Annotated in this window: 13 protein-coding genes; 7 read left to right on the top strand and 6 right to left on the bottom strand. The window is 73.2% G+C overall.

Annotation, left to right across the window (positions count from 1 at the left end; all coding sequences use genetic code 11):
* Positions 1–485: 485 nt before the first annotated feature.
* Positions 486–1034: a MarR family transcriptional regulator gene (locus tag ABZ865_RS41150; protein WP_361242414.1), complete on the bottom strand. Its 549-nt coding sequence runs from the start codon at positions 1032–1034 to the stop codon at positions 486–488.
* A 134-nt stretch (positions 1035–1168) separates the two neighbouring features.
* Between ABZ865_RS41150 and ABZ865_RS41145 the strand changes: the two genes are divergently transcribed.
* The gene (locus tag ABZ865_RS41145) at positions 1169–2440 is read left to right on the top strand and encodes an MFS transporter (protein ID WP_361242420.1); all 1272 of its coding nucleotides are present in this window, start codon (positions 1169–1171) and stop codon (positions 2438–2440) included.
* Positions 2441–2575: 135 nt separating this feature from the next.
* On the opposite strand, the gene ABZ865_RS41140 is transcribed toward ABZ865_RS41145, so the two are convergent.
* Positions 2576–4222 (bottom strand): SpoIIE family protein phosphatase, encoded by a 1647-nt coding sequence (locus ABZ865_RS41140; protein ID WP_361242411.1) that lies wholly within the window; start codon positions 4220–4222, stop codon positions 2576–2578.
* Positions 4223–4352: 130 nt separating this feature from the next.
* A complete protein-coding gene (locus ABZ865_RS41135) occupies positions 4353–5732 on the bottom strand; it encodes an NAD(P)/FAD-dependent oxidoreductase (protein ID WP_361242408.1) in 1380 nt (459 codons plus the stop codon).
* Between the two features lie 379 nt (positions 5733–6111).
* Here ABZ865_RS41135 and ABZ865_RS41130 point away from each other — a divergent pair, with 379 nt between their 5' ends.
* The gene (locus ABZ865_RS41130) at positions 6112–6927 is read left to right on the top strand and encodes a helix-turn-helix domain-containing protein (protein WP_361242405.1); all 816 of its coding nucleotides are present in this window, start codon (positions 6112–6114) and stop codon (positions 6925–6927) included.
* 405 nt (positions 6928–7332) lie between these two features.
* Positions 7333–9246 carry a sigma-70 family RNA polymerase sigma factor gene (locus tag ABZ865_RS41125; RefSeq protein ID WP_361242402.1) on the top strand — a complete coding sequence of 638 codons (1914 nt, stop codon included), beginning with the start codon at positions 7333–7335 and terminating at the stop codon, positions 9244–9246.
* Positions 9247–9294: 48 nt separating this feature from the next.
* On the opposite strand, the gene ABZ865_RS41120 is transcribed toward ABZ865_RS41125, so the two are convergent.
* Both ABZ865_RS41120 and ABZ865_RS41115 read right to left on the bottom strand, forming a co-directional pair.
* Positions 9295–12687, bottom strand: coding sequence for a BTAD domain-containing putative transcriptional regulator (locus ABZ865_RS41120; protein ID WP_361242400.1), 3393 nt, complete (start codon positions 12685–12687; stop codon positions 9295–9297).
* 394 nt (positions 12688–13081) lie between these two features.
* The gene (locus ABZ865_RS41115; RefSeq protein WP_361242397.1) at positions 13082–15181 is read right to left on the bottom strand and encodes an asparagine synthase-related protein; all 2100 of its coding nucleotides are present in this window, start codon (positions 15179–15181) and stop codon (positions 13082–13084) included.
* Positions 15182–15881: 700 nt separating this feature from the next.
* On the opposite strand from ABZ865_RS41115, the gene ABZ865_RS41110 reads away from it, so the two are divergent.
* From ABZ865_RS41110 to ABZ865_RS41095, 4 genes are all read left to right on the top strand, one after another.
* Positions 15882–17306: an MFS transporter gene (locus tag ABZ865_RS41110; RefSeq protein WP_361242394.1), complete on the top strand. Its 1425-nt coding sequence runs from the start codon at positions 15882–15884 to the stop codon at positions 17304–17306.
* Between the two features lie 84 nt (positions 17307–17390).
* Positions 17391–18599, top strand: a complete 1209-nt coding sequence (gene lhgO, locus ABZ865_RS41105; protein ID WP_361242392.1) for an L-2-hydroxyglutarate oxidase — start codon at positions 17391–17393, stop codon at positions 18597–18599.
* A 168-nt stretch (positions 18600–18767) separates the two neighbouring features.
* A complete protein-coding gene (gene trmB, locus ABZ865_RS41100) occupies positions 18768–19562 on the top strand; it encodes a tRNA (guanosine(46)-N7)-methyltransferase TrmB (protein WP_361242417.1) in 795 nt (264 codons plus the stop codon).
* Positions 19563–19580: 18 nt separating this feature from the next.
* Positions 19581–20876, top strand: a complete 1296-nt coding sequence (locus ABZ865_RS41095) for a PrsW family intramembrane metalloprotease (protein ID WP_361242389.1) — start codon at positions 19581–19583, stop codon at positions 20874–20876.
* 74 nt (positions 20877–20950) lie between these two features.
* On the opposite strand, the gene ABZ865_RS41090 is transcribed toward ABZ865_RS41095, so the two are convergent.
* On the bottom strand, positions 20951–21907 hold the full coding sequence (locus tag ABZ865_RS41090; protein WP_361242386.1) for an aldo/keto reductase: 957 nt from the start codon (positions 21905–21907) through the stop codon (positions 20951–20953).
* Between the last annotated feature and the right edge of the window lie 36 nt (positions 21908–21943).

Below are 21943 nucleotides of genomic sequence, written 5' to 3'. Positions count from 1 at the left end.
GCTGTTGAGTTCTCAAGGAACGGTCGCTTCCTTTGTACTCACCCTCTCGGGCTTTCCTCCGGGCGCTTCCCTTCGGTCTTGCGTTTCCGACTCTACCAGATCTTTTCTCGATCCGATTTCCTCGGTGCCTTCCAGGTTCCCGCTCTCGCGTTTCCCTTTCCGGCGTTTCCGACTCTATCAGATCCTCGCGGCGTCTGATTCCCAGTCAGAGGGGGTTGTCATCCCGGCCGTTGGGCCGTTCCGACGTCTCAAACCTTAGCGGATCAGCTCGGCAGTTCCTAATCGGGCCGCCGGGTCCCTATTCGAATTGAATTCGGGCATGCCGAAATCAATCCCGAGGGAGATCGTGCTGGTGGTGTGAGGTGCCGCTCGAGGCGGCGGAGGTGCTGCCGAAGAACCGTTACGGCTCCGTGGCAACTCGGAGAACTTTACGGATCGGGCAGGGGCGTGTCAACCGGCCCCCGTCAAGATCTTTTCCTGGCGCCTCAGTCCAGGTCGCTGAGCCGGCCGCCGGCGTCCGGCTGGGCGTGCTCCACCCGGCGGAGCAGCCTGGTCAGCACCTCGCCGAGCACCGCGCGCTCGGCGGGGGTGAGGTCCTGGAGGAGGTCCTCCTCGAAGACGGTGGCGAGGCGCATCGCCTCCAGCCACTTCTCGCGGCCCTCGGGGGTCAGCTCGACGATGACGCGGACGCGGTTGGACTCGTCGCGCTCACGGGTGACCAGTCCCTCGGCGACCATGCGGTCGATCCGGTGGGTCATCGCGGCCGGCGTGAGGCCGAGTCGCTTGGCGAGGTCGCTGGGGCCCATGCGGTACGGGGCACCGGAGAGCACCAATGCCTTGAGGACCTCCCACTCGGCGCTGCTGATGCCGAGGGCGGCGGTCTGGCGGCCGTAGGCGACGTTCATACGGCGGTTCAGGCGGGACAGCGCCGACACGATCTTCTCGACCTGAGGGTCGAGGTCATGGAACTCGCGCTGGTAGGCGGCGATCTGTTCTTCGAGCGTCGGCTCCGTGACGCCGGGACTGTCGGCCATGACCGCAGTATCGCACGGAGTCCCTTTGCCTTGAAGTCCTTCGATGTGTACTCTTTAGCTTCGAACTTTAGCTTTGAAGTCTTCAGACTTAACTAGTGAGAGAGGTGAACGTGACCAGGGCGATGGGCGCAGCGATGCGCCGGATCCACGTGGGCAACGCACTCAGCGCGTTCGGGCTCGGCTTCACGGTCCCCTACCTGTACGTCTATGTGGCGCAGGTGCGGGGCCTGGGGGCCATGACGGCGGGACTCGTGCTCGCCGTCTTCGCCGTGGCCGCGCTGATCGTGCTGCCGTTCGCCGGCAGGGCGATCGTGCGGCGCGGCCCGCTGCCGGTCCTGCTCGCCGCCCTGGTCATGGCCGCGCTGGGCGCGCTGAGCCTGGGCCTGGCGGGCAACGCCGGGGCCGTACTGCTGTCCGCTTCGGCGCTCGGGGCCGGGCAGGCCGTGATGCAGCCGGCGCTGGCGACGATGATCGTGGACTGCTCGACGGCGGAGACGCGGTCGCGGGCGTTCGCGATGCAGTTCTTCCTGCAGAACCTGGGGCTCGGCGTCGGTGGGCTCATAGGCGGCCATCTGGTTGACACGACGCGGGTCTCCTCCTTCACCCTGCTGTTCGCGATCGAGGCGGCGATGTTCCTGCTGCTGGTCGTGGTGATGGCCACCGTGCGGATGCCGCACGCGCCGCGGATCGCGGGGGTGCCGGGCGGTTCGGCCAAGGGCAGGGACAGCTGGAAGCAGCTGCTGGGCAACCGGGCGATGGTGCAGCTGTGTGTGCTGGGCTTCGTGCTGTTCTTCGCCTGCTACGGGCAGTTCGAGTCGGGGCTGAGTGCCTACGGCGTGGAGGCGGCCGGGATATCGACGTCCACGCTCGGTACGGCGCTGGCCGCGAACACGTTGATGATCGTCGTCGCGCAGTTCGCCGTGCTGAAGTTCGTCGAGCGGCGTCGGCGGTCCCGGGTGATCGCCGGTGTGGGCCTGATCTGGGCCGTGGCGTGGCTCGCGGCGGGGTACGCGGGGCTCGGGCACGGCAGCCAGGAGATGGCGACCGCTGCGTTCGTGTCGACGTATGCGCTGTTCGGGCTGGGTGAGGCGATGTTGTCGCCGACGGTTGCTCCGCTGGTGGCCGACCTGGCTCCCGAGGGGATGGCGGGGCAGTACAACTCGGCTTTCGCGCTGGTCAAGCAGCTGGCGTTGGCGGTTGGTCCGGCGGTCGGCGGGCCGCTCGGGGCGTCGCTCCACGCGCCGTACGTCGTGACGTTCCTGCTGTTCTCGCTGGGGATCACTGTGCTGGCGCTGCGGCTGGGGCGGCGGCTCACTGCTTCGCAGGACCAGCCATGGGCTGCCGCGAAGAGTCGTGTCGTGGCCCGGGGTACGACGCCTGTGGAGCCAGTGCCCACTGAGGCATAGGGCACCCTGCGCTGGGGCCGGCCGGGGGTGGGCTGTCGCTCGCCACGCTGGGTGGGTGCCGCCTTTCTTTGGGACGGGCGCCGCCCCAGCGGCACGACTGCCCGCAGCTACGGCGGCTGCGGGCGACCGCGACGCTCAGCCCTTCGGCAGCAGAAACTCGCACCACACGGCTTTGCCGCCGCCGGGGGTTCTTCTTGAGCCCCAGGTGGAGGCGATGGTCGCCACGATGGCGATGCCCCGGCCCGATTCGTCGCCCGGTTCGGCGCGGCGGCGGCGGGGGAGGTGGTCGTCGCCGTCGGTCACCTCGATGATCAGGCGGCGGTCGGTACGGCGGAGCCGCAGCCGCATGGGCGGGGTGCCGTGCTGGAGGGAGTTGGCGACCAGCTCACTCGTGGCGAGGACGCCCGCGTCGTGCAGTTCGGGCGGGAAGCGCCAGCTGGTCAGCACGCCGGAGGCGAACGCCCGGGCGCGGGGGGCCGCCTCCACGCCGCCGAGGAGTTCCAGCGCCGCGTTGCGGAAGAGGTCGCCCTCGGGGCCCGTACGCGCGGGGTGCTGGAGGACGAGGACGGCGACGTCGTCGTCGTGGTCGGCGGTGACGCCGGCCGAGCGGACCAGGCGGTCGCAGACGACCTGGGGGGTGCCGGTCGCGCCGGACAGGGCGCGCTCCAGGGAGGCGATGCCCTCGTCGAGGTCCTCGTCGCGCCGCTCGACCAGGCCGTCCGTGTAGAGGACGGCGGTCGCGCCGGGGCCGAGCGCGATGGAGCCGGACGCGTGCATCCAGCCGCCGGTGCCGAGCGGCGGACCGGTGGGTTCGTCGGCGCGCAGGACGGTGCCGTTTTCGTCGCGGACCAGGATCGGGAGATGGCCGGCGGAGGCGTACACCAGGCGGCCCTCGTTGGGGTCGTGGACGGCGTAGACGCAGGTGGCGATCTGGTTGGCGTCGATCTCGGTGGCGAGGCCGTCGAGGAGTTGCAGGACCTCGTGCGGGGGCAGGTCGAGGCGGGCGTAGGCGCGGACGGCGGTGCGGAGCTGGCCCATGACGGCGGCGGCCCGCACCCCTCGGCCCATCACGTCGCCGATCACGAGTGCCGTGCGGCCGCCGCCCAGGGTGATGACGTCGTACCAGTCGCCGCCGACCGCCGCTTCCGTGCCGCCGGGCTGGTAGGTGGCGGCGATGCGCAGGTCGTCGGGCTGCTCCAGTTCCTGCGGGAGGAGGGAGCGCTGCAGGGTCACGGCCGTCTCGCGCTGGCGGCGCTCGCTGGCGCGCAGCCGTTCCGCGGCCTCGGCGTGGTCGGTGACGTCGGTCGCGAAGAGGAGGACGCCGCCGTCGCGGTCGCCGCCCTCGGCGACGGGGGTGCAGGTGAAGGTGTAGGAGCGGCCGTCGACGGCCTTGCGGGACTTGAGGGTGCGGGGCTTGCCGCTGCGCAGCACCTGGTCGAGGAGGGGCAGGAGACCGAGTTCGGCGAGTTCGGGCAGGGCCTCGCGGGCGGGGGCGCCCGGGGGCCGGACGCCGAAGGCCGTCGCGTAGGCGTCGTTGACGTAGGCGATGCGGTGGTCCGGGCCGTGGACGAGGGCGACGAGGGCCGGGACGCGGTCGAGGACGTCGCGCGCGGGCAGTTCGTCGACGGCGGGCACGGCGAGTGTCCCGTCGGCGGGCTGTTCGGCGCGGGCCGCGGGTACGGAGCCTTCCCCCCGCCGGTCCGGGGAGACCGCCTGCTCGGTCCGCGCTGCCGCGCGGCGCTGCGTTCCGGGGAGCCGGGCGCTCCAGCGCGTGAAGTTCACAGTGGGGAAAGCCTCGTGGGTGCTGAGGGCGGGCGGGTGCCCGTCCGAGGACGTGGGGCAGTCTGGCAGGTGGCCGTCCGCGGCGACATCCGTCAGACGCCGGGGCGGGCCGGGTAGTTCCTGAGTCCGGTCAGGAGGACCCCTTCGGGTTGTCCGAGGGGCCCTGAGGAGGCTTTCCACCGGCCGCGAGTTCGAACTCCGCTCGGGGATGTTCGAGCGATCCGAGGGAGACGATCTCCCGTTTGAAGAGCCCGGCGAGGGTCCATTCCGCCAGCACGCGGGCCTTTCGGTTGAAGGTGGGCACCCTGCTGAGGTGGTACACGCGGTGCATGAACCAGGCAGGGTAGCCCTTCAGCTTGCGGCCGTAGACCTGGGCGACGCCTTTGTGCAGGCCGAGGGAGGCGACGGAGCCGACGTACTTGTGGGCGTACGTCTCCAGGGGCTCGCCGCGCAGCGCGTGGACGATGTTGTCGCCGAGGACCCTGGCCTGGCGGACCGCGTGCTGGGCGTTGGGGGCGGTCAGGCTGCCGGGTTCGGCGGCGGTGACGTCGGGGACGGCGGCGGCGTCGCCCGCGGCCCAGGCGTGCGGGGCGCCGTCGACGGCCAGCTCGGCGGTGCACTTGAGCTTGCCGCGCTCGGTGAGCGGAAGGTCGGTGGCGGCGAGCAGCGGGTGGGGCTTGACGCCGGCCGTCCACACGACCGTACGGGTCGGGAAGCGCTGGCCGTCGCTGAGGACGGCGACGCGGTCGGCGCAGGAGTCCAGGCGGGTGTCGAGGAGGACCTGGATGTTGCGACGGCGCAGCTCGGTGACGGTGTAGCGGCCCATCTCCGCGCCGACCTCCGGGAGGATGCGGTCGGAGGCCTCCACGAGGATCCACTTCATGTCCTCGGGGCGGAGGTTGTGGTAGTAGCGCGCGGTGTAGCGGGCCATGTCCTCCAGTTCGCCGAGCGCTTCGACGCCGGCATAGCCGCCGCCGACGAAGACAAAGGTGAGGGCGGCGTCGCGGACGGCAGGGTCGCGGGTGGAGGAGGCGATGTCCATCTGCTCGATGACGTGGTTGCGCAGGCCGATGGCCTCTTCGACGGTCTTGAAGCCGATGCCGTACTCGGCGAGGCCGGGGACGGGCAGGGTGCGGGAGATCGAGCCGGGGGCGAGGACGAGTTCGTCGTAGCCGAGGAGCTGGGAGGAGTTGCCCTCCTCGGCGGTGGCGAGCGTGGTGACGGCGGCCGTGCGTACGCCGTGGTCGATGGACGTGACCTCACCGATGACGATGTGGCACTGGTCCAGGACGCGGCGCAGGGGTACGACGACATGACGAGGGGAGATCGAACCGGCCGCCGCCTCGGGGAGGAAGGGCTGGTACGTCATGTAGGGGTCGGGAGTGACGACGGTGATGTCGACGTCGCCCCGCCTGATCTCCTGCTTCAGCTTCCGCTGGAGGCGCAGGGCGGTGTACATCCCGACGTAGCCGCCGCCGACAACCAGAATGCGCGCACGTTCCTTCACCATCCCATGACGCACCGGGCGCTCTTGTTTGTCCACAGCCTCGGCAATTTGTGTGACTGGAGGACGGGTGTGCGCGAGGGTGGCCGCGCGGTCCGGGGAGCGGGAAAGCGGGCTGGTCAGCGGGGGCGGGCGGGAGGGTGCGAAGGTATGGAATCCGGACATAAATGGCTCGTACTCCGATCGGGGGGCGCACTGTGCGGAACCTGCCCCTTCTGAATTGACTTCCTCTCAACTATGTTCGTGTGTCGACGGGGTGTAGGGAATGTGGCCGAAGGGGTCCGGGAGGGGCGGTCCCGCTCTCGTGGACCGGCGCCAGGGTTCCGCGCACTCCGGATCCATGGCGGGGAGTCTCCGGGGGGAGACGTCATTACCGGGGGAACACATGCATGTTCAGGACACGCATTGGGGATCGGCAGCCGCGATCGCACCGAACGGTGGCGGAGCGGTGAGCGCGGCGGTCGGCAACGGGCGCGCGGACGGGGCGCGTACGACGCCGCTGCGGGTGGACGCACAGCGCAATCTGGAGCACGTGCTGCGCGCGGCGCGTGAGGTCTTCGGCGAGCTGGGGTACGGCGCGCCGATGGAGGACGTGGCGCGGCGGGCGCGGGTCGGTGTCGGCACGGTGTACCGGCGTTTCCCGAGCAAGGACGTGCTCGTACGGAGGATCGCCGAGGAGGAGACCGCGCGGCTGACCGAGCAGGCGCGGGCGGCTCTCGGTCAGGAGGACGAGCCGTGGTCCGCGCTGGCGCGGTTCCTGCGGACGTCCGTGGCGTCGGGCGCGGGGCGGTTGCTGCCGCCGCACGTGCTGCGGGTGGGCGTCGCGGAGGAGGGCTCCGCCGGATCGGCCGGTCCGGCTGGATCGGCTGGTGCCGGTCCTGTCGCCGATGAGGCTCGGGTGCCGCAGCAGCGGTCGCAGGCCGGGGTGGGCAGTGGTGAGCTTCGGCTGGTGGCCGAGGAGCGGTCCGCCATGACGGGGGGCACCGAGGACACGGGCGCGGGCGCGCTGCTCGACGTGGTCGGGCAGTTGGTGGAGCGGGCCCGGGCCGCCGGGGAGTTGCGGGCCGATGTGTCGGTGTCCGATGTGCTGCTGGTGATCGCCACGGCGGCGCCGTCCCTGCCGGATGCGGCGCAGCAGGCGGCGGCTTCGGCTCGGCTGCTGGAGATTCTGCTGGAGGGACTGCGGTCCCGTCCGGCGTAGCGGGTCGATGGGTGCCGGTGGCCGGCCGCTGGGGGCGGGGGCTGGTCGCCGGCCGCTGGAGAGCTGGCCGCCGGCCGCGAGCCACTGAGGACCGGTCGCTGGTCGCCGGCCCGGCTCGGTTTCGCCTTCGGCGGGCTCCGGTTCTCCCAGCCTCACCACCCGTACGGCTATCGCGTGGGTGGTCCCCGCGCGGGCTGCGCGCCGCCGGCGGCTCCTGCCCCTGCCCGGATCGTGGGGCGGTGAAAGCGGTGGGCGCGGGGGGTTTGTTCGGGTGGTGTTCGGTGGGGGTGGGGATTGCGTGCTCGGATGAGTGATGGGGTGGTTGGCGGGTCCGCCGCTTCCGGGGGATGTGGCACGCTGAGCCGGTGACGGGTTGGGCTGGGCCGGTGTCGGGGGCTTTGCGCGATGAGCGTTGACGGGTGGGACGGTTCACGCGGTGATGGTGACGCGGAGCCCGGGGAGCTGACCTCGCCGCAGGTGCCCAGCCAAGGGGGCCCGGCCACGGCGAGGGGCAAGCAGGCCCCCGAGCCGGGCTTTCCGACCCAGCGGGACGGCAGTGTGCTGTTGCCGCCGCGGGAGACCGTGCCGTCCGACGGCAAGCTGATCGAGCGGATGCGGGGCGGAGACGACTCCGCGTACGAGGAGTTGTACCGCCGACACGCCGACGCGGTGCGGCGGTACGCCCGTACCTGCTGCCGCGACGGACACACCGCCGACGACCTCACCGCCGAGGTCTTCGCCCGCATGCTCCAGGCGGTGCGCGGCGGTTCGGGCCCCGAGTACGCGGTACGCGCCTATCTGCTGACCTCCGTACGGCGCGTCGCCGCGCACTGGACCAGGTCCGCGCGGCGCGAGCAGCTCGTCGACGACTTCGCGGTGTTCGCCCAGCAGGCCTCGCGCGCCTCCGAGGTATCCGACGACACCGCGTCCATGGGCTCCTTCGGAGCGGGGCACGACCTGGGCGCCGATGTGCGCGCCCTGCACGTGGCCGAGCAGTCCATGGCCGTGCAGGCCTTCCGTTCGCTGCCCGAGCGCTGGCAGGCCGTGCTGTGGCACACCGAGGTGGAGGACGAGTCGCCCAGCGAGGTGGCCGTCCTGTTCGGGCTGGACGCCAACGGCACCCGGGTGCTGGCCAGCCGCGCCCGCGAGGGACTCAAGCAGGCCTATCTGCAGGCCCACGTCAGCGCCATCCTGGCCGACGACGAGGAGTGCGCCCGCTACGCCGACCAGCTCGGCGGCTACGCCCGCCGCAAGCTGCGCATCCGCGCCGAACGGGGCCTGCGCAAGCACCTGGAGGAGTGCGCCAAGTGCCGGTTGGCGGCCGCGCAGATCGAAGAGGTCGCGAGCGGCATCCCCGGTGTCGTCCCGGTCGCGGTCATCGGTTGGTTCGGCGCCGCGGGCTACGCCAAGGCCCTCGGCATCATCGCCGGTGGCGCCGGAGTGGGCGCCGCGGGTGCCGCCGCCGCGGCGAGCGGCACCACCGGAGGCGCGAGCGCGAGCGGGGGCGCCGCGGTCTCGGAGGGGCTCGGCGCCCCGGTCAAGGCCGGTATCGCCGCCGGTGTGGTGGCGGTGGCCGCCGCCGCGGTGGCGCTGGCCCTGGTGAACGACAGCCACCCGGCCAAGGAGGTGGCCAAGCCCGCGCCGTCCGCGCCCGTGGTCCAGCAACCGCAGCCGCCCGCGCCCAAGCCCACCCCGAAGAAGCCCGCCCCGGAGCCCGTGGTGCTGGCCCCCCACCACCCGGCGCCCCCGCCGAAGCCCGAGCCGACTCCCACACCCACCCCGAAGCCGAAGCCGAAACCAAAGCCGACTCCGACGCACACGTCCGCCCCGAAGCCGAAGCCCAGGCCGACCCCGACGCCCACGCCCACTCCCCCGCCGGCTCCCGTCGTCTACGAGATGAACGAGCTGCGCTACGACGTCATGGGCGACGGCACCAAGCCCGAGGTGCGGCTGCGCGAGAGCAGCTGGGTGTGGCAGCGCTACGGCATGTCCGTCGGCGGCACGCGGTACGCGGGCGGTGTCACCGTGCACGGCCGGTCCTCCGTCACCGTCGACCTCAACCGCCAGTGCACCGCCTACGACGCCCTGGCCGGCGTGGACGACATGACGCTCGGGCTCGGCAAGGTCTCCTTCTCCGTCTACGCGGACGGGGTGCGGCTGTGGCGGTCCGGCATGGTCAAGGGCGGCGACGCGGCCGTACCCGTCCATGTGGACCTGACCGGGCGCAGGACCGTACGGCTGGTCGTGGAGCCGCACAGCAACGTCTTCGACCAGGCGGCCCTGGTGGACTGGGCGGAGTCCCGGTTCACCTGCCGGTAGCAGCCCCGTTCGGCTTCCGGGCCCGATTCGCCTGCCGAAGGCGGGAGTTCACCGGCCGGGCGTGGCGGCCTCCGCTACCGCCTCCGCCTCCGCCAGCAGTCGCAGTACGTCGTCGGGTTCGAGGGTGGCGCCCCGGGCTCGCTCGGCCGCGTAGCGGTCCGGGGGCAGGGCGGCTCGGGAGGCGGCGTCGATCCGTGCGGCGCGGGTGCGCTCCGGTTCGGGGCGGGGGTTTCCGGCGCGCCAGTGGTCGGCGGTCGCGGAGAGCCGGACCGCGCCCGGCAGATCACCGAGCCGGGCCAGCAGGTCGGCGGCGATGTCCACCAGCCCGGCCGTGATGGCCTCGGCACAGCGCCGCTCCACGGCCTCGCGCAGGGCCTCGGACACGATCGGCAGGGCCTGCCCGGGACCGGCCTCCTCGGCCGTGAGCCCGGCCTCGACCGCGCGCAGGGCGGCCGCGAACTGCGGTGGCGGGGTACCGCCCGTCGCTGCCGCGCGGGTCGCCTCGTACAGCTCGCGCGCGTGGGCGGTCTCCCCGTCCTGCAGGGCGATGTGGGCCCGCATCAGCAGGACGAACGCCCGCGCCTCCGGCGCCCCGTACCGGTCGGCGGCGCTGCCCGCCTCGTCCAGGGCGGCCAGGGCACGCGTGCGGTCGCCGGAGCGGTGGGCGACCTCGGCGAGCCGCGCCAGCAGGAACGGCGACTCGGCGTAGGCGCCGACCTCGTAGGCCAGCCGCAGTGCCTCCTCGTACTCGCCGCGGGCCGCCTCGTACCGGCCGCGCGCCATGTCCGCCTCGCCGGCCGCGCTGCACACCTGCGCCCGCATCCAGCGGTCCCCGACCCGCCGGGTGAGCGTCCTCAGCTCGGCCAGGTCCTCGTCCACGCCGCGCAGGTTGCCCGGCGAGTCGACGACCACATGGGTGCGGTACATCAGCGCGACCCCGATCTCCCAGTCGCCGCCGAAACGGCGGCAGTTGGCGACCGCCGCGGTCAGGTCGGGGGCGGCGTCCGCCAGGCCGCCCAGGAAGAAGTAGGCGGTCAGCGGCCAGATGAGGCCGGGCAGGCGGGCCGCCTGAGGGCCGCCGCGCTCGTAGAAAGCCCGCACCCGCGCGACGTACTCCTCGGCCCGCTCGCCGGCCCCGAGCTCCTCCGTGCCCGACTCGGCGGTCAGGAACAGGTCGAGCATGCGCAGGTCCATGCGCAGGTCCCGGAGGGGATGGTCCGTCTCGCCGTCGGGGGCGGCGAGGAAGGTGCTCACCGGGTCGGCGGACTCCACCAGGGACGCCAGGTCCTGGCGCGTCGCCCCCTCGGGCAGGGCGTCGAGGGCGACGCCCAGGCGCAGCACCAGCCGCACCCAGCCGATCGCCTCCTGACGATGGTTGCGCAGCCACCAGAACCAGCCGGCGGCCAGCACGATCGCGCCCGCCTCCGCCTCGTCGCCGGCGGCCACCGCCCGGTCGAGGGCCGCGCGGATGTTGTCGTGTTCGCTCTCCAGGCGGGAGATCCAGGGCATCTGGGCGGCGGACCGCAGCCGGGGCTCGGCCTCCTCGACCAGGGCGCGCACCCACGCGCGGTGGCGCCGCTCGGCCTCCGCGCGCACCTCGGGGTGCTCGGCGGCGCGTTCGGTGGCGTACTCGTGGATGGTCTCCAGCATCCGGTACCGCATGCCACCGGAGCCGCCGTGGCTGTCGGAGCCGTCGGGGCTGTCGGCGGCGTCCCGGCCGTCCCAGGCGTCCGAGCCGTCCGAGGCTGCCAGGGCGTCCGGGGTGGCCACGACGAGGGATTTGTCGACGAGCGCCCCGATCAGGTCCGCCGCCGGGCCGGTGCACACGGCCTCGGCCGCAGCGAGGTCCCAGCCGCCGGCGAACACCGACACCTCGCGCAGCACCGTCCGCTCCCGCTCGTCCAGCAGCTCCCAGGACCAGTCGACCACCGCGCGCAGGGTCTGCTGGCGGGGCAGGACCGTGCGGCTTCCGGAGGTGAGCAGGCGGAAGCGGTCGTCCAGGCGGTCGGCGATCTGCCGTGGGGTCAGCAGCCTGAGCCGGGCCGCGGCCAGCTCGATGGCGAGCGGCAGCCCGTCCAGGCGGCGGCAGATCTCCGCCACGGCCTCGGTGTCGCGGAGCACCGCGTCGGCGTCGGGACGGACGGCACGCGCGCGCTCGGCGAAGAGGCGGTGCGCCTGTTCGGGGACGAGGGGTTCGACCGGGCGCACCGACTCACCGGGGACGCCCAGGGGTTCACGGCTGGTGGCGAGGATCGTGAGCCCGGGGCAGTGGGTGAGGAGGGTCTCGGCGAGGGCGGCGGCCGCGCCGATGACGTGCTCGCAGTTGTCAAGGATCAGGAGTTGGCTGCGCGGGGCGCAGTACTCGATCAGCAGGGCGGTGGGATCGTCCTGCAAGGTCATCAGCTCGTTGGTCAGCAGCACGGTCTCGCGCAGACCGAGCGCGCTGACCACCGCGCCGGGCACCGCCTCCGGCCGGTCGAGCGGGGCCAGCTCGACCAGCCAGGCCTGGGACAGGCCCCCGGCGGCCTCCTCGGCGAGGCGGGTCTTCCCCGAGCCGCCCGGTCCGGTGAGGGTGACCAGGCGAGCCCTGTGCAGATCCGAACGAACGGCCTCGAGTTCCGGTTCCCGCCCGACGAAGGACGTGAGCCGGGGCCGCAGATTGCCGGTGCGCTCCGGGGGCCGGGCGGGGTGCCGGGGCGGCGGCGCGAAGGGTGTCTCCTCCGTCTCCTGCTGGAGCAAGGACGCGTGCAGGGCCTGGAGTTCGCGACCGGGGTCGGTGCCGAGGGTGTCGGCGAGGGTGCGGCGGGCGGACTCGTACGCGGCGAGGGCGTCGGCCGGGCGGCCGGTGTCGCGCAGGGCGCGGATGAGGAGGGCGTGCAGGGGCTCGTCGTACGGGTGGACAGTGGTCAGTTCCGTCAGCTCCGGTACGACGTCCTGGGCGCGGCCGAGGTCGAGGGCGGCGGCGGCGCGGGCGCGGGAGGCCTCCAGGCGCAAGGCGTCCGGCCGGGTGGCCGGGGCACGGTCGGGGAGGTCGGCGAGGGCGGGGCCGTGCCAGAGGGCGAGGGCGGTGGTGAGGGTGCGGTGGGCGGTGTCCGGGTCGCCTTCGGCGAGGGCGGTGGTGCCTTCGCGTACCAGCCGCTCGAAGACGAACAGGTCGACGTCGTCCTGGCGGGCGTCGAGCCGGTAGCCGCCGGGGGCGGAGGCGACGGCGTCCCTGCCGAGGGTGCGGCGGAGTCGGCCGACGAGGGCCTGGAGGGCGGCCGGGGCGTCCTCGGGCGGGTCGTCGGCCCAGATCTCGTCGATCAGGGTTTCGGGGGTGGTGGTGCGGCCGGGGCGGAGGGCCAGGGCGGTGAGGAGGGTGCGGAGGCGGGGGCCGCCGATGGGTACGGGGGTGCCCTGGTCGTCAGTCGCTTGGGTTACGCCCAGGATTCTGTACCGCACCGGGTCATTGTCGCGGTGGGTGCGGGGTGGGGCCACGTGTTTCGGTAGCCGGTGCGGGTTCGCCTGCGGCGGGGGGGCTGGTCGGCTGGGGCGGAGGGTGCTGGTTCGGCACCCGGTGCCGCGGTGGGCCAGGGGTGGGGACGCTTGCCGGCGCTGGCCGGGTGCCGCCTTTCTTTGGGACGGGCGCCGCCCCAGCGGCACGACTGCCCGCAGCTACGTGGGGACAGCGGCCGCGCGGCTGTCTGCGGCAGTGTGGCTACGACGGCTCCGCGCGGGGCGATCGGCTACGGCACCGATGCAGCGGACGACGGCACAACCCCCCAGGGGCGCGGGGAACTGCGCGATCGGCCCTCGCCGGCCCGCGGCCGAAAGACTGCGGCCAGGGCGGAGCCCGTCAGGCGCCCGGGGTCAGGGCGCCTCTTCTGGGTTGGATGCCGGAGGGGACCGCGCGGGCGCGGGCGGGGGTGCCGGTCCAGCAGGTGCCCCGGCGGGAGAGGAGGCGGCGGAGCCAGAGTTCGAGGGAGATCAGGTCGGCCAGGCCGTCGAGCGGGAGGGGCTCGCCCGCCGCCGCGGCGCGGACGGCCTTGCGGACGACGCGGGCCTCGACCAGGCCGGCGTCGGCCAGGAGGGGCGTGGAGAACAGGTCGACCAGGGAGTCCGCCGCCACTCGCAGGCCCGCGCGCGCGGCGGCGGCGGAGGACGCGTGGGAGGGGGTGCCCCAGCCGGGTGGGAGGTCGGTGATGCCGGCGCCCTCCAGGACCGTGCGCAGCACGGCGGAGCGGGCGCCCGGCTTGACGCGCAGGGCCTCGGGGAGGGCGCGGCAGGCGCGGACGACCTGGTTGTCGAGGAAGGGCGCGTGCAGCCGCTGCGAGCGGATCTCGGCGGCCTGTTCCAGGACGCGCAGGTCGGCGGCGTATCGCGCGAGCACCGCACGCGCGCGGAACTCGCCGGGGCGCTGCGCGGCGCTCCCGGAGGAGCGGTCCGCCTCGGCCTCGAGCAGAACCGATACTTCAGCCAGTGCCTCTCCGGTCAGCCAGCGCGCCGCCGGCCCCGGTCTGGCCCAGGTCAGCGCCGCGAGGGACGCGCCGACCGCGCCCTTGGGCTCCTCCAGTCGGCGCCGCATCAGCCGCTCGGCGAGCTGCTCCAGGCCGGCCCGGTACGGGGTGCGGGCCAGGCGGCGGGCCGCGCCGTACACGCGCGCGGGGACCATCACCGAGCCGTCGGCCCGGGTGAGGGCGGCGACCGGGCGGACCAGATGGCGCCGCTGCCGGTCCATCAGGAGGTCCGCGAGGCGGGCCGGGTGGGCGTCCAGGACCTGCCGGGCGCCGTGGCCGGTGAAGTGGTCGGCGCTGCCGGCGGCCAGCCGCGCGCGGTGCCGGGCCGCCGTGACCAGCGAGGGTCCCGGCTCGTCGGTGAGGGGGCCGTCGAGGTCGGCGTAGGGCAGGGTCTCCTCGCCGCCGGTGACGACGACATGGTGCAGGCGGGGGTTGGCCGCGAGCGCGCCCGCGCGCGCCAGTTCGGCCTCGCGGCCGCCGACGCCCGGGTCGTTGCCGCCGACGGCCAGGTCGTTGAAGGTGACGGCGAGCAGTCGCTCGCCCGCGCCCGTGCCGTGGCCGAGCAGCGTGCCGGGCCGGCCGGGCAGTCCGGCGGCGAGCAGGGCCAGGGTGCCGGAGGCCGGTCCGCCGGACAGGTCCGCGCCGATGCCCGGCACCGGCATCCCGCGCGCGGCCCGCCGCTCGGCGGGCCCCATGCCGGGCACCGGGCCGGGGTCGAGGTCGGGCACGTGCCGGGGTGCCGACAGCCGGGCGCGTACGGCCTCGATCAGGGCGTCCCGTACGGCGTCCACGGCGCGGCCGGGGTCGGCCGGGGGCGCGGCGACCGCGAGCGAGGCGACCGGCTCGTACCCGGCGATCTCGCGAGCCCCGGCGCGCAGAACGAGCGCGTGCCCCGGCGGAATGCGCCGTACGCCCTCGTACGGCGTGGTGTCGCGCAGCGCGGCCGGTACGTCCGGGGCGGCGAGCAGGGCCGCGAGGTGCCCGAAGTCCAGGTTGGCCTCGGCGAGATCGGCGAGCGGCAGCGCGGCGGTGGCGTAGGCGGTGCCGCCGGCCCAGGGGGTGTAGAACACCGGGCGGGCACCGGCGAGATCGCCGCAGACGGTGATGCGGCGGCCCACCTGGACGACGGCCGTGTAGCTGCCGGGCCAGGTCGTCAGATGCCGGAGCGCGCCCCCGCGCGCGGTGAACAGTCCGCGCCGCAAATCCTCGTCGGAGGCACCGCAGATGCCGAGGACGGCGATCCGGTTCTGCGCGTCGGCCTTCACCACCCGCACCTCGTCCGGCCGCCAGTCGCCGACGGCCCACAGCGGATCGGGGTCGCCCCACAGGAGGTGGGAGCCGACCGGGTGCAGCGTCTCGCCGTCGTATCCGGTGGCGCCCGCGGAACCGATCCCGGCGGCACTCGTGGCGGTGCTGCTCCAACCCACCAACCACCGCATCGACGCCTCCACAGGCTGTGGACAACCAGTGCACCGTACGAACCGGACCCCATGCTGCCATGAAGAACGCGCCGTGGAGGGGCGGCGGCACCGCCTTCGATCGGGGGAAAACCGGAGGCAAGGTGAGGGACGACCCGGCGAACGCCCGTACCGGGCACGGCGGATACGACGCGAATGCGCCCCCGAAACACTCCCCTAAAACACCCTTCGCGCCCTCAAGTCCCATGGTGGGAGCGGAAATCACCCCACAGGACGAGGGTCGGTTTTCAGCCAAATCGGCGCGGGGCGGGGAGGTTTGAGCACGCTCCGTACAGGACTGCGGAGCACACGGCGGCGCGGTCACGCGCACAGTCCGGGAGGCGGGCATCGCCTCCCGGACCGGTCCGCCACCCGCGGGGATGAAGGTGGCGGTGTCCCCCAGCCCGCTGGATCCAGTACAGCGGGCCGACCCACGCACGAGCCATGGAACCGCTCCCCCGATGGCCGGAGAAGAGCGCACGCACGGGCGCACGGCCACACGGGCGGGGGCACGCACCGGCCGGCCGTGCACGGTGCGTACAGGGCCGTACTCCCGTACGGACCACAATCCCGCCAACCGGAACAATGCCCCTTAACGCTTGGGATCCGGCGAACTACGCTGTGTTTACGAATGCCGCGTGGTTATGCCAGCGCGGCAGCCGTCTGTGTCGAGGGGTGGCGCATGTCCAGGGAGCAACGCGGGCCGAACGAAAAACTCGGCGCCGTTCTCGCCCTCGCGGGAATCAGCAACGCAGGACTCGCGCGACGTGTCAACGATCTTGGCGCGCAACGCGGGTTGACTCTTCGCTACGACAAGACGTCGGTGGCGCGCTGGGTGTCGAAGGGGATGGTGCCGCAGGGTGCGGCGCCGCACCTCATCGCGGCCGCCATCGGCCAGAAGCTCGGACGCCCGGTGCCGCTCCACGAGATCGGCCTGGCGGACGCGGATCCCGCCCCCGAGGTCGGCCTCGCCTTCCCCAGAGACGTCGGACAGGCGGTGAAGTCGGCGACGGAGCTGTACCGGCTCGACCTCGCCGGGCGCCGGGCCGGCTCCGGCGGCATCTGGCAGTCGCTCGCCGGGTCGTTCGCAGTGAGCGCATACGCAACGCCCGCCTCACGATGGCTGATAACCCCCGCCGACAGCTCGGTCGCGCGGGAGGCGAACTCCGCCGAGGGTTCCGGCGCACCGATCAAAGTCGGCCACAGCGATGTGCAGAAGCTGCGGGAGGCCGCCGAGGACGCCAGGCGCTGGGACTCCAAGTACGGAGGCGGCGACTGGCGTTCGTCCATGGTGCCGGAGTGCTTAAGGGTGGAGGCGGCGCCGCTGCTGCTCGGCTCCTACTCCGACGAGGTCGGCCGCGCGCTGTTCGGGGCGAGCGCCGAACTCACCCGGCTCGCGGGCTGGATGGCCTTCGACACCGGCCAGCAGGAGGCGGCGCAGCGGTACTACATCCAGGCGCTGCGGCTCGCGCGCGCGGCGGCCGACGTCCCGCTCGGCGGCTATGTGCTGGCCTCCATGTCGCTGCAGGCGACGTACCGGGGCTTCGGCGACGAGGGTGTCGATCTGGCGCAGGCCGCGCTGGAACGCAACCGGGGGCTGGCGACCGCCCGCACCATGAGCTTCTTCCGGCTGGTCGAGGCGCGGGCCCACGCGCGCGCGGGAGACGCGCAGGCCGCCGGCGCCGCACTGAAGGCCGCCGAGGGATGGCTCGAGCGCTCACGGGAGGGTGACAACGATCCTTCTTGGCTTGGTTTTTATGGGTACGACCGGTTCGCCGCCGACGCGGCGGAGTGCTACCGGGACCTGAAGGCTCCCCGGCAGGTGCGGAGGTTCACCGAGCAGGCCTTGTCGAAGCCTACGGAGGAGTTCGTGCGGTCGCACGGGCTGCGGCTGGTCGTCTCCGCCGTCGCCGAGTTGGAGTCCGGGAACCTGGACGCGGCGTGCGAGCAGGGGGTCCGGGCCGTGGAGGTGGCCGGGCGGATCTCGTCGGCCCGGACCACGGAGTACGTGAAGGATCTGCTGCATCGGCTGGAGCCGTACGGCGACGAGCCGAGGGTGGTGGAGCTGCGGGAGCGGGCACGGCCGCTGTTGATGGCTCCGGCGTGAGCACGCGGGCACGCGGAGCGCTTCCCCGCGTTTGAAGGCGTTGTCAGTGGCGCAGTGCACTATCGAGGTGGGAGGTGGTGCACGGTGCCGGGCGGTGCGTACGACTGTGATGTGCTCGTGGTGGGTGGCGGCATCGTCGGGCTGTCCACGGCGTATGCGCTCACCCGCGCCGCGCCGGGGACGCGGGTGACCGTGCTGGAGAAGGAGGCGGGGCCCGCCCGGCATCAGACGGGGCGCAACAGCGGGGTGATCCACAGCGGGATCTACTACCGGCCGGGCTCGCTCAAGGCGCGGTACGCGGTGCGGGGCGCCGCCGAGATGGTGAAGTTCTGCGCCGAGTACGGCATCGCGCACGCCGTCACCGGCAAGCTGATCGTCGCCACCGAGCGGGAGGAGCTGCCGCGGCTGCACGCGCTCGTGCAGCGCGGCCGGGAGAACGGGATCCCGGTGCGGGAGCTGGGCGGCCCGCAGATCGCCGACTACGAGCCCGAGGTGCGCGGACTCGCGGCCATCCACGTGGGGACGACGGGCGTGTGCGACTTCGTCGGGGTCGCACGGCAGCTGGCGCGGGCCTCGGGCGCGGACATCCGGTACGGCGCCCGGGTCGTACGGGTGGACCGGCGGCCGGAGCGGGGCGTGGCCGTGCTCACCGCGGGCGGGGACGTCGTACGCGCGCGGGTGATGGTGAACTGCGCCGGGCTGTACTGCGACGAGGTGGCCCGGCTCACCGGGGACGAGCCCGGGGTGCGGATCGTGCCGTTCCGGGGGGAGTACTACGAGCTGGCCCGGCCCGAGCTGGTGCGGGGGCTGGTGTATCCGGTGCCGGACCCGGCGTTCCCGTTCCTCGGGGTGCATCTGACCCGGGGGATCGACGGGGGTGTGCACATCGGGCCCAACGCGGTGCCGGCGCTCGCCCGGGAGGGGTACGAGTGGGGGGTCGTACGACCCCGGGAGCTGGCCGGGACGGTCGCGTGGCCGGGGTCCTGGGTGATCGCCCGGCGGCACTGGCGGTACGGGGCGGGAGAGCTGCGGCGGTCGGTGTCCAAGGGGGCGTTTCTCGGGGCCGTGCGGAGATTGCTGCCCGCGGTGGAGGAGCGGGATCTGGTGCGGGCCCCCGCCGGGGTCCGGGCGCAGGCGGTGCTGCGGGACGGGACGCTGGTGGACGACTTCCTCATCCGGGAGGGCAGCCGGGCGGTGCATGTGCTGAACGCGCCCTCGCCGGCGGCCACCGCGTCTTTGCCCATCGGCAGAGAGGTCGGGCGTCGGGCGCTGGAGATGCTCGGTTCGCTGTAGTGCCGTACCAGGGGGCTCCGCCCCCTGGACCCCCCGGTTTCCCACCCGCCCACCTGTCTCGGTACGTCGAGAAGGCACCGTAAAGAAGAGAAGCGCGCTCCCCGTAAAATCGGTGTCACTGTGACTGACTCCCTCCACGCCCCCGAAGCCTCCCGGTCCGGTGACGCCGTGCCGGTGTCCACGCATGTCCCCGGTGTGTCCGTTCGGCACAGCCGGGCCAAGGGGGAGCCGCGGTTTCCGGACGGTCCCAAGGCCGATCCGGCCGGGTCGCACTTCGAGCGGCGGATCCGGAGCTTCCAGCCGCGGCGGAGCCGGGTGACGGCGGGGCAGGCCGACGCGTTGCAGCGGCTGTGGCCCACGTGGGGGCTGGACATCGACGGGCAGCGGGTCATCGATCTCGAAGAGATGTTCGGGAACGACAATCCCGTGGTGCTGGAGATCGGCTTCGGCATGGGCGAGGCCACCGCGCGGATGGCGGCCGGCGACCCGGACACCAACATCCTCGCGGTCGACGTGCACACCCCGGGGCAGGGCAACCTGCTCAACCTCGCCGACCAGCACGGGCTGAAGAACGTCCGCGTCGGGAACGGCGACGCGATCATCCTGCTCAGGGAGATGCTCCGGCCCGACGCGCTCGACGGGCTGCGCGTCTACTTCCCCGACCCCTGGCCCAAGAAGCGGCACCACAAGCGGCGGCTGATCCAGCCCGAGTTCCTGACGCTGGCCGCGACCCGGCTGAAGCCGGGGGCGATCGTGCACTGCGCGACGGACTGGGAGCCGTACGCCGAGCAGATGCTCGAGGTGCTCACCGCCCACCCGGACTTCGAGAACACGCAGGCCGACGGCGGTTTCGCGCCGCGTCCCGAGTTCCGTCCGCTGACCCGTTTCGAGGGGCAGGGACTGGACAAGGGACATGTGGTGAACGATCTCCTCTTCCGTCGCGTACCGCATCAGGACCAGTAACGAGCAGGGGTCGATGCCGTGGCCAGCAGTCCTCCGTACCCGACCTCCTCCTACTCCCCCGGCCCCGGAAGCGGACCGCACCCTCACTGGTGGCAGCGCCCGTGGGTGCGCTACGGGTCGCTGATCACGCTGCTCGCGCTGTCCGGGCTGGTCATCCTGGCGCTGGTGCGGCGGCAGACCGGAACCGAGGGGTTCCTGGTCGGGCTGGGCCTGGCCGTACTGCCCGTGCCCTGGCTCATAGCCGCCTTCCGGTGGCTGGACCGGGTCGAACCCGGCCCCTGGCGGAACCTGGTCTTCGCGTTCGCGTGGGGGGCCTGCGCGGCGGCGCTGATCGCCATCGTCGCCAACAGCTTCGCGACCAAGTGGATCGCCACGGCCACCGCCGACCCGGCCGGTGCCGACACCCTCGGCGCGACCGTGATCGCCCCCGTCGTGGAGGAGTCCGCGAAGGCCGCGGCCGTGCTGCTGGTCTTCCTGTTCCGCAGACGCGACTTCACCGGGATCGTCGACGGGGTCGTGATAGCGGGGCTCACCGCGACCGGGTTCGCGTTCACCGAGAACATCCTCTACCTGGGCACGGCCTTCGGGACCGACCAGCTCAGCGGCGACCGCGGCATCGCCTCCGTCACCGCCGCCACCTTCTTCGTGCGCGTCGTGATGTCCCCGTTCGCGCACCCCCTGTTCACCGTGCTCACCGGCATCGGCTTCGGCGTCGCCGCGCTCTCCGCGGACGGCCGGACCGCCCGGCGCGTCCTGGTCCCGCTCGGCGGGCTACTGCTCGCGATGAGCATGCACGCCTTCTGGAACGGCTCCTCGACGTTCGGCGAGTACGGGTTCTTCGCCGTGTACGGCGCGTTCATGGTGCCCGCGTTCGGGCTGCTGACCTGGCTGGCGGTGTGGACGCGGCAGCGGGAGTTGCGGACCGTGCGGGAGGAGCTGCCCGCGTATGTGTACGCGGGGTGGCTGGGGCCCGCCGAGCCGTTCGTCCTCGGGTCCATGCGGGCGCGGCGGATGGCCCGGGACCATGCCCGGCAGCACTTCGGGGGGCGGCCGGCGGCACGGGCGGTGGCCGAGTACGAGGCGTACGCCACCTCGCTCGCGTTCCTGCGGCACCGGGGGCGGCAGGGGAAGGCCGGGGCCGACTTCATCCCGCGCGAGCGGGAGCTGCTGGGCGCGCTGTGGGAGCGGCGGGAGGTGGCCCGGCCGGCCCTGGAGTACGCGGCGGCAGTCACCGCGCCCGTGCCTGCGGCGTATCAGCCGGTTTACGGGTATCCGGTGGTGCCGTATCCCACGTACAACCCGTATCGGTCGTAGACCATCGGGCGCGCGAAGTACGGCACCGCCGGATTGCGCCGTCGTGGCTCAGCGCCGTTGCGGCGGACAGGAACTCAGGCCGAGGCCTCCGTCAGGGTCTTCAGTTCGTCGTCCGTCAAGCGGAGGTCGGCCACGCCCAGCAGGGCCGGGAGCTGGTCGACCGTCCTCGCCGAGGCGATGGGGGCCGCGATGGTCGGCTGGGCGGCCAGCCAGGCGAGGGCGACCGTGGCCACCGGGGCCTCATGGGCGGCGGCGACGGCGTCCAGGGCGGTGAGGACCTTCTGGCCGCGCTCGGTGCCGAGGTGCTTGGCGGCGGAGCCGGCGCGGGCGCTGTCGACGGTGGCGCCGGGGCGGTACTTGCCGGTGAGGAAGCCGGAGGCGAGGGCGTAGTAGGGGATGGCGGCCAGGCCCTCGCGGGCGGCGAGGTCCTGCAGCGGGCCCTCGTAGGTGTCGCGGGAGACCAGGTTGTAGTGGGGCTGGAGGGCGACGTAGCGGGCGAGGCCCTCGCGGTCGGAGAAGTCGAGCGAGGCCTCGAGGCGCTCGGCGGTGATGTTGGAGGCCCCGATGTGGCGGACCTTGCCGGCCTTCACGAGGTCGTCCAGGGCGCCGATGATCTCCTCGACCGGCACCTCGGGCTTGTCGAAGTGGGTGTAGTAGAGGTCGATGTAGTCGGTCCCCAGGCGGCGCAGGGAGGCGTCGGCGCCGGCCTTGATGTTGGCCGCGGACAGGCCCTGGTACTCGGGGTGCTGGCTCACCTTGGTCGCGACGATGACGTCGGAGCGGTTGCCGCGGGCCTTGAGCCACTTGCCGAGGATCGTCTCGGACTCACCGCCCTTGTTGCCCTCGGCCCACGCCGAGTAGACGTCGGCGGTGTCGACGAAGTTGCCGCCGGCGGCCGTGTAGGCGTCGAGGACGGCGAAGGAGGTCTCCTCGTCGGCGGTCCAGCCGAAGACGTTGCCGCCCAGGGCGAGCGGGAAGACCTCGAGGTCGGAGGAGCCGAGCTTGCGCAGAGAAGCGTGAGAAGCAGTCATGCTTCAGTTCAACCGCCACTCCCGTCCCACCCATTC

The sequence above is a fragment of the Streptomyces sp. NPDC047085 genome (assembly GCF_040643735.1).
In the GTDB taxonomy this organism is placed as follows: Bacteria; Actinomycetota; Actinomycetes; order Streptomycetales; family Streptomycetaceae; genus Streptomyces.
This window is presented reverse-complemented; position numbering and strand designations above follow the sequence as displayed.

Coding starts and splice junctions, on each gene's coding strand:
- ABZ865_RS41150 (WP_361242414.1), bottom strand. CDS start 1,034: ATGGCCGACAGTCCCGGCGTCACGGAGCCGACGCTCGAAGAACAGATC.
- ABZ865_RS41145 (WP_361242420.1), top strand. CDS start 1,169: ATGCGCCGGATCCACGTGGGCAACGCACTCAGCGCGTTCGGGCTCGGC.
- ABZ865_RS41135 (WP_361242408.1), bottom strand. CDS start 5,732: ATGGTGAAGGAACGTGCGCGCATTCTGGTTGTCGGCGGCGGCTACGTC.
- ABZ865_RS41130 (WP_361242405.1), top strand. CDS start 6,112: ATGCATGTTCAGGACACGCATTGGGGATCGGCAGCCGCGATCGCACCG.
- ABZ865_RS41125 (WP_361242402.1), top strand. CDS start 7,333: ATGAGCGTTGACGGGTGGGACGGTTCACGCGGTGATGGTGACGCGGAG.
- ABZ865_RS41115 (WP_361242397.1), bottom strand. CDS start 15,181: ATGCGGTGGTTGGTGGGTTGGAGCAGCACCGCCACGAGTGCCGCCGGG.
- ABZ865_RS41110 (WP_361242394.1), top strand. CDS start 15,882: ATGTCCAGGGAGCAACGCGGGCCGAACGAAAAACTCGGCGCCGTTCTC.
- ABZ865_RS41090 (WP_361242386.1), bottom strand. CDS start 21,907: ATGACTGCTTCTCACGCTTCTCTGCGCAAGCTCGGCTCCTCCGACCTC.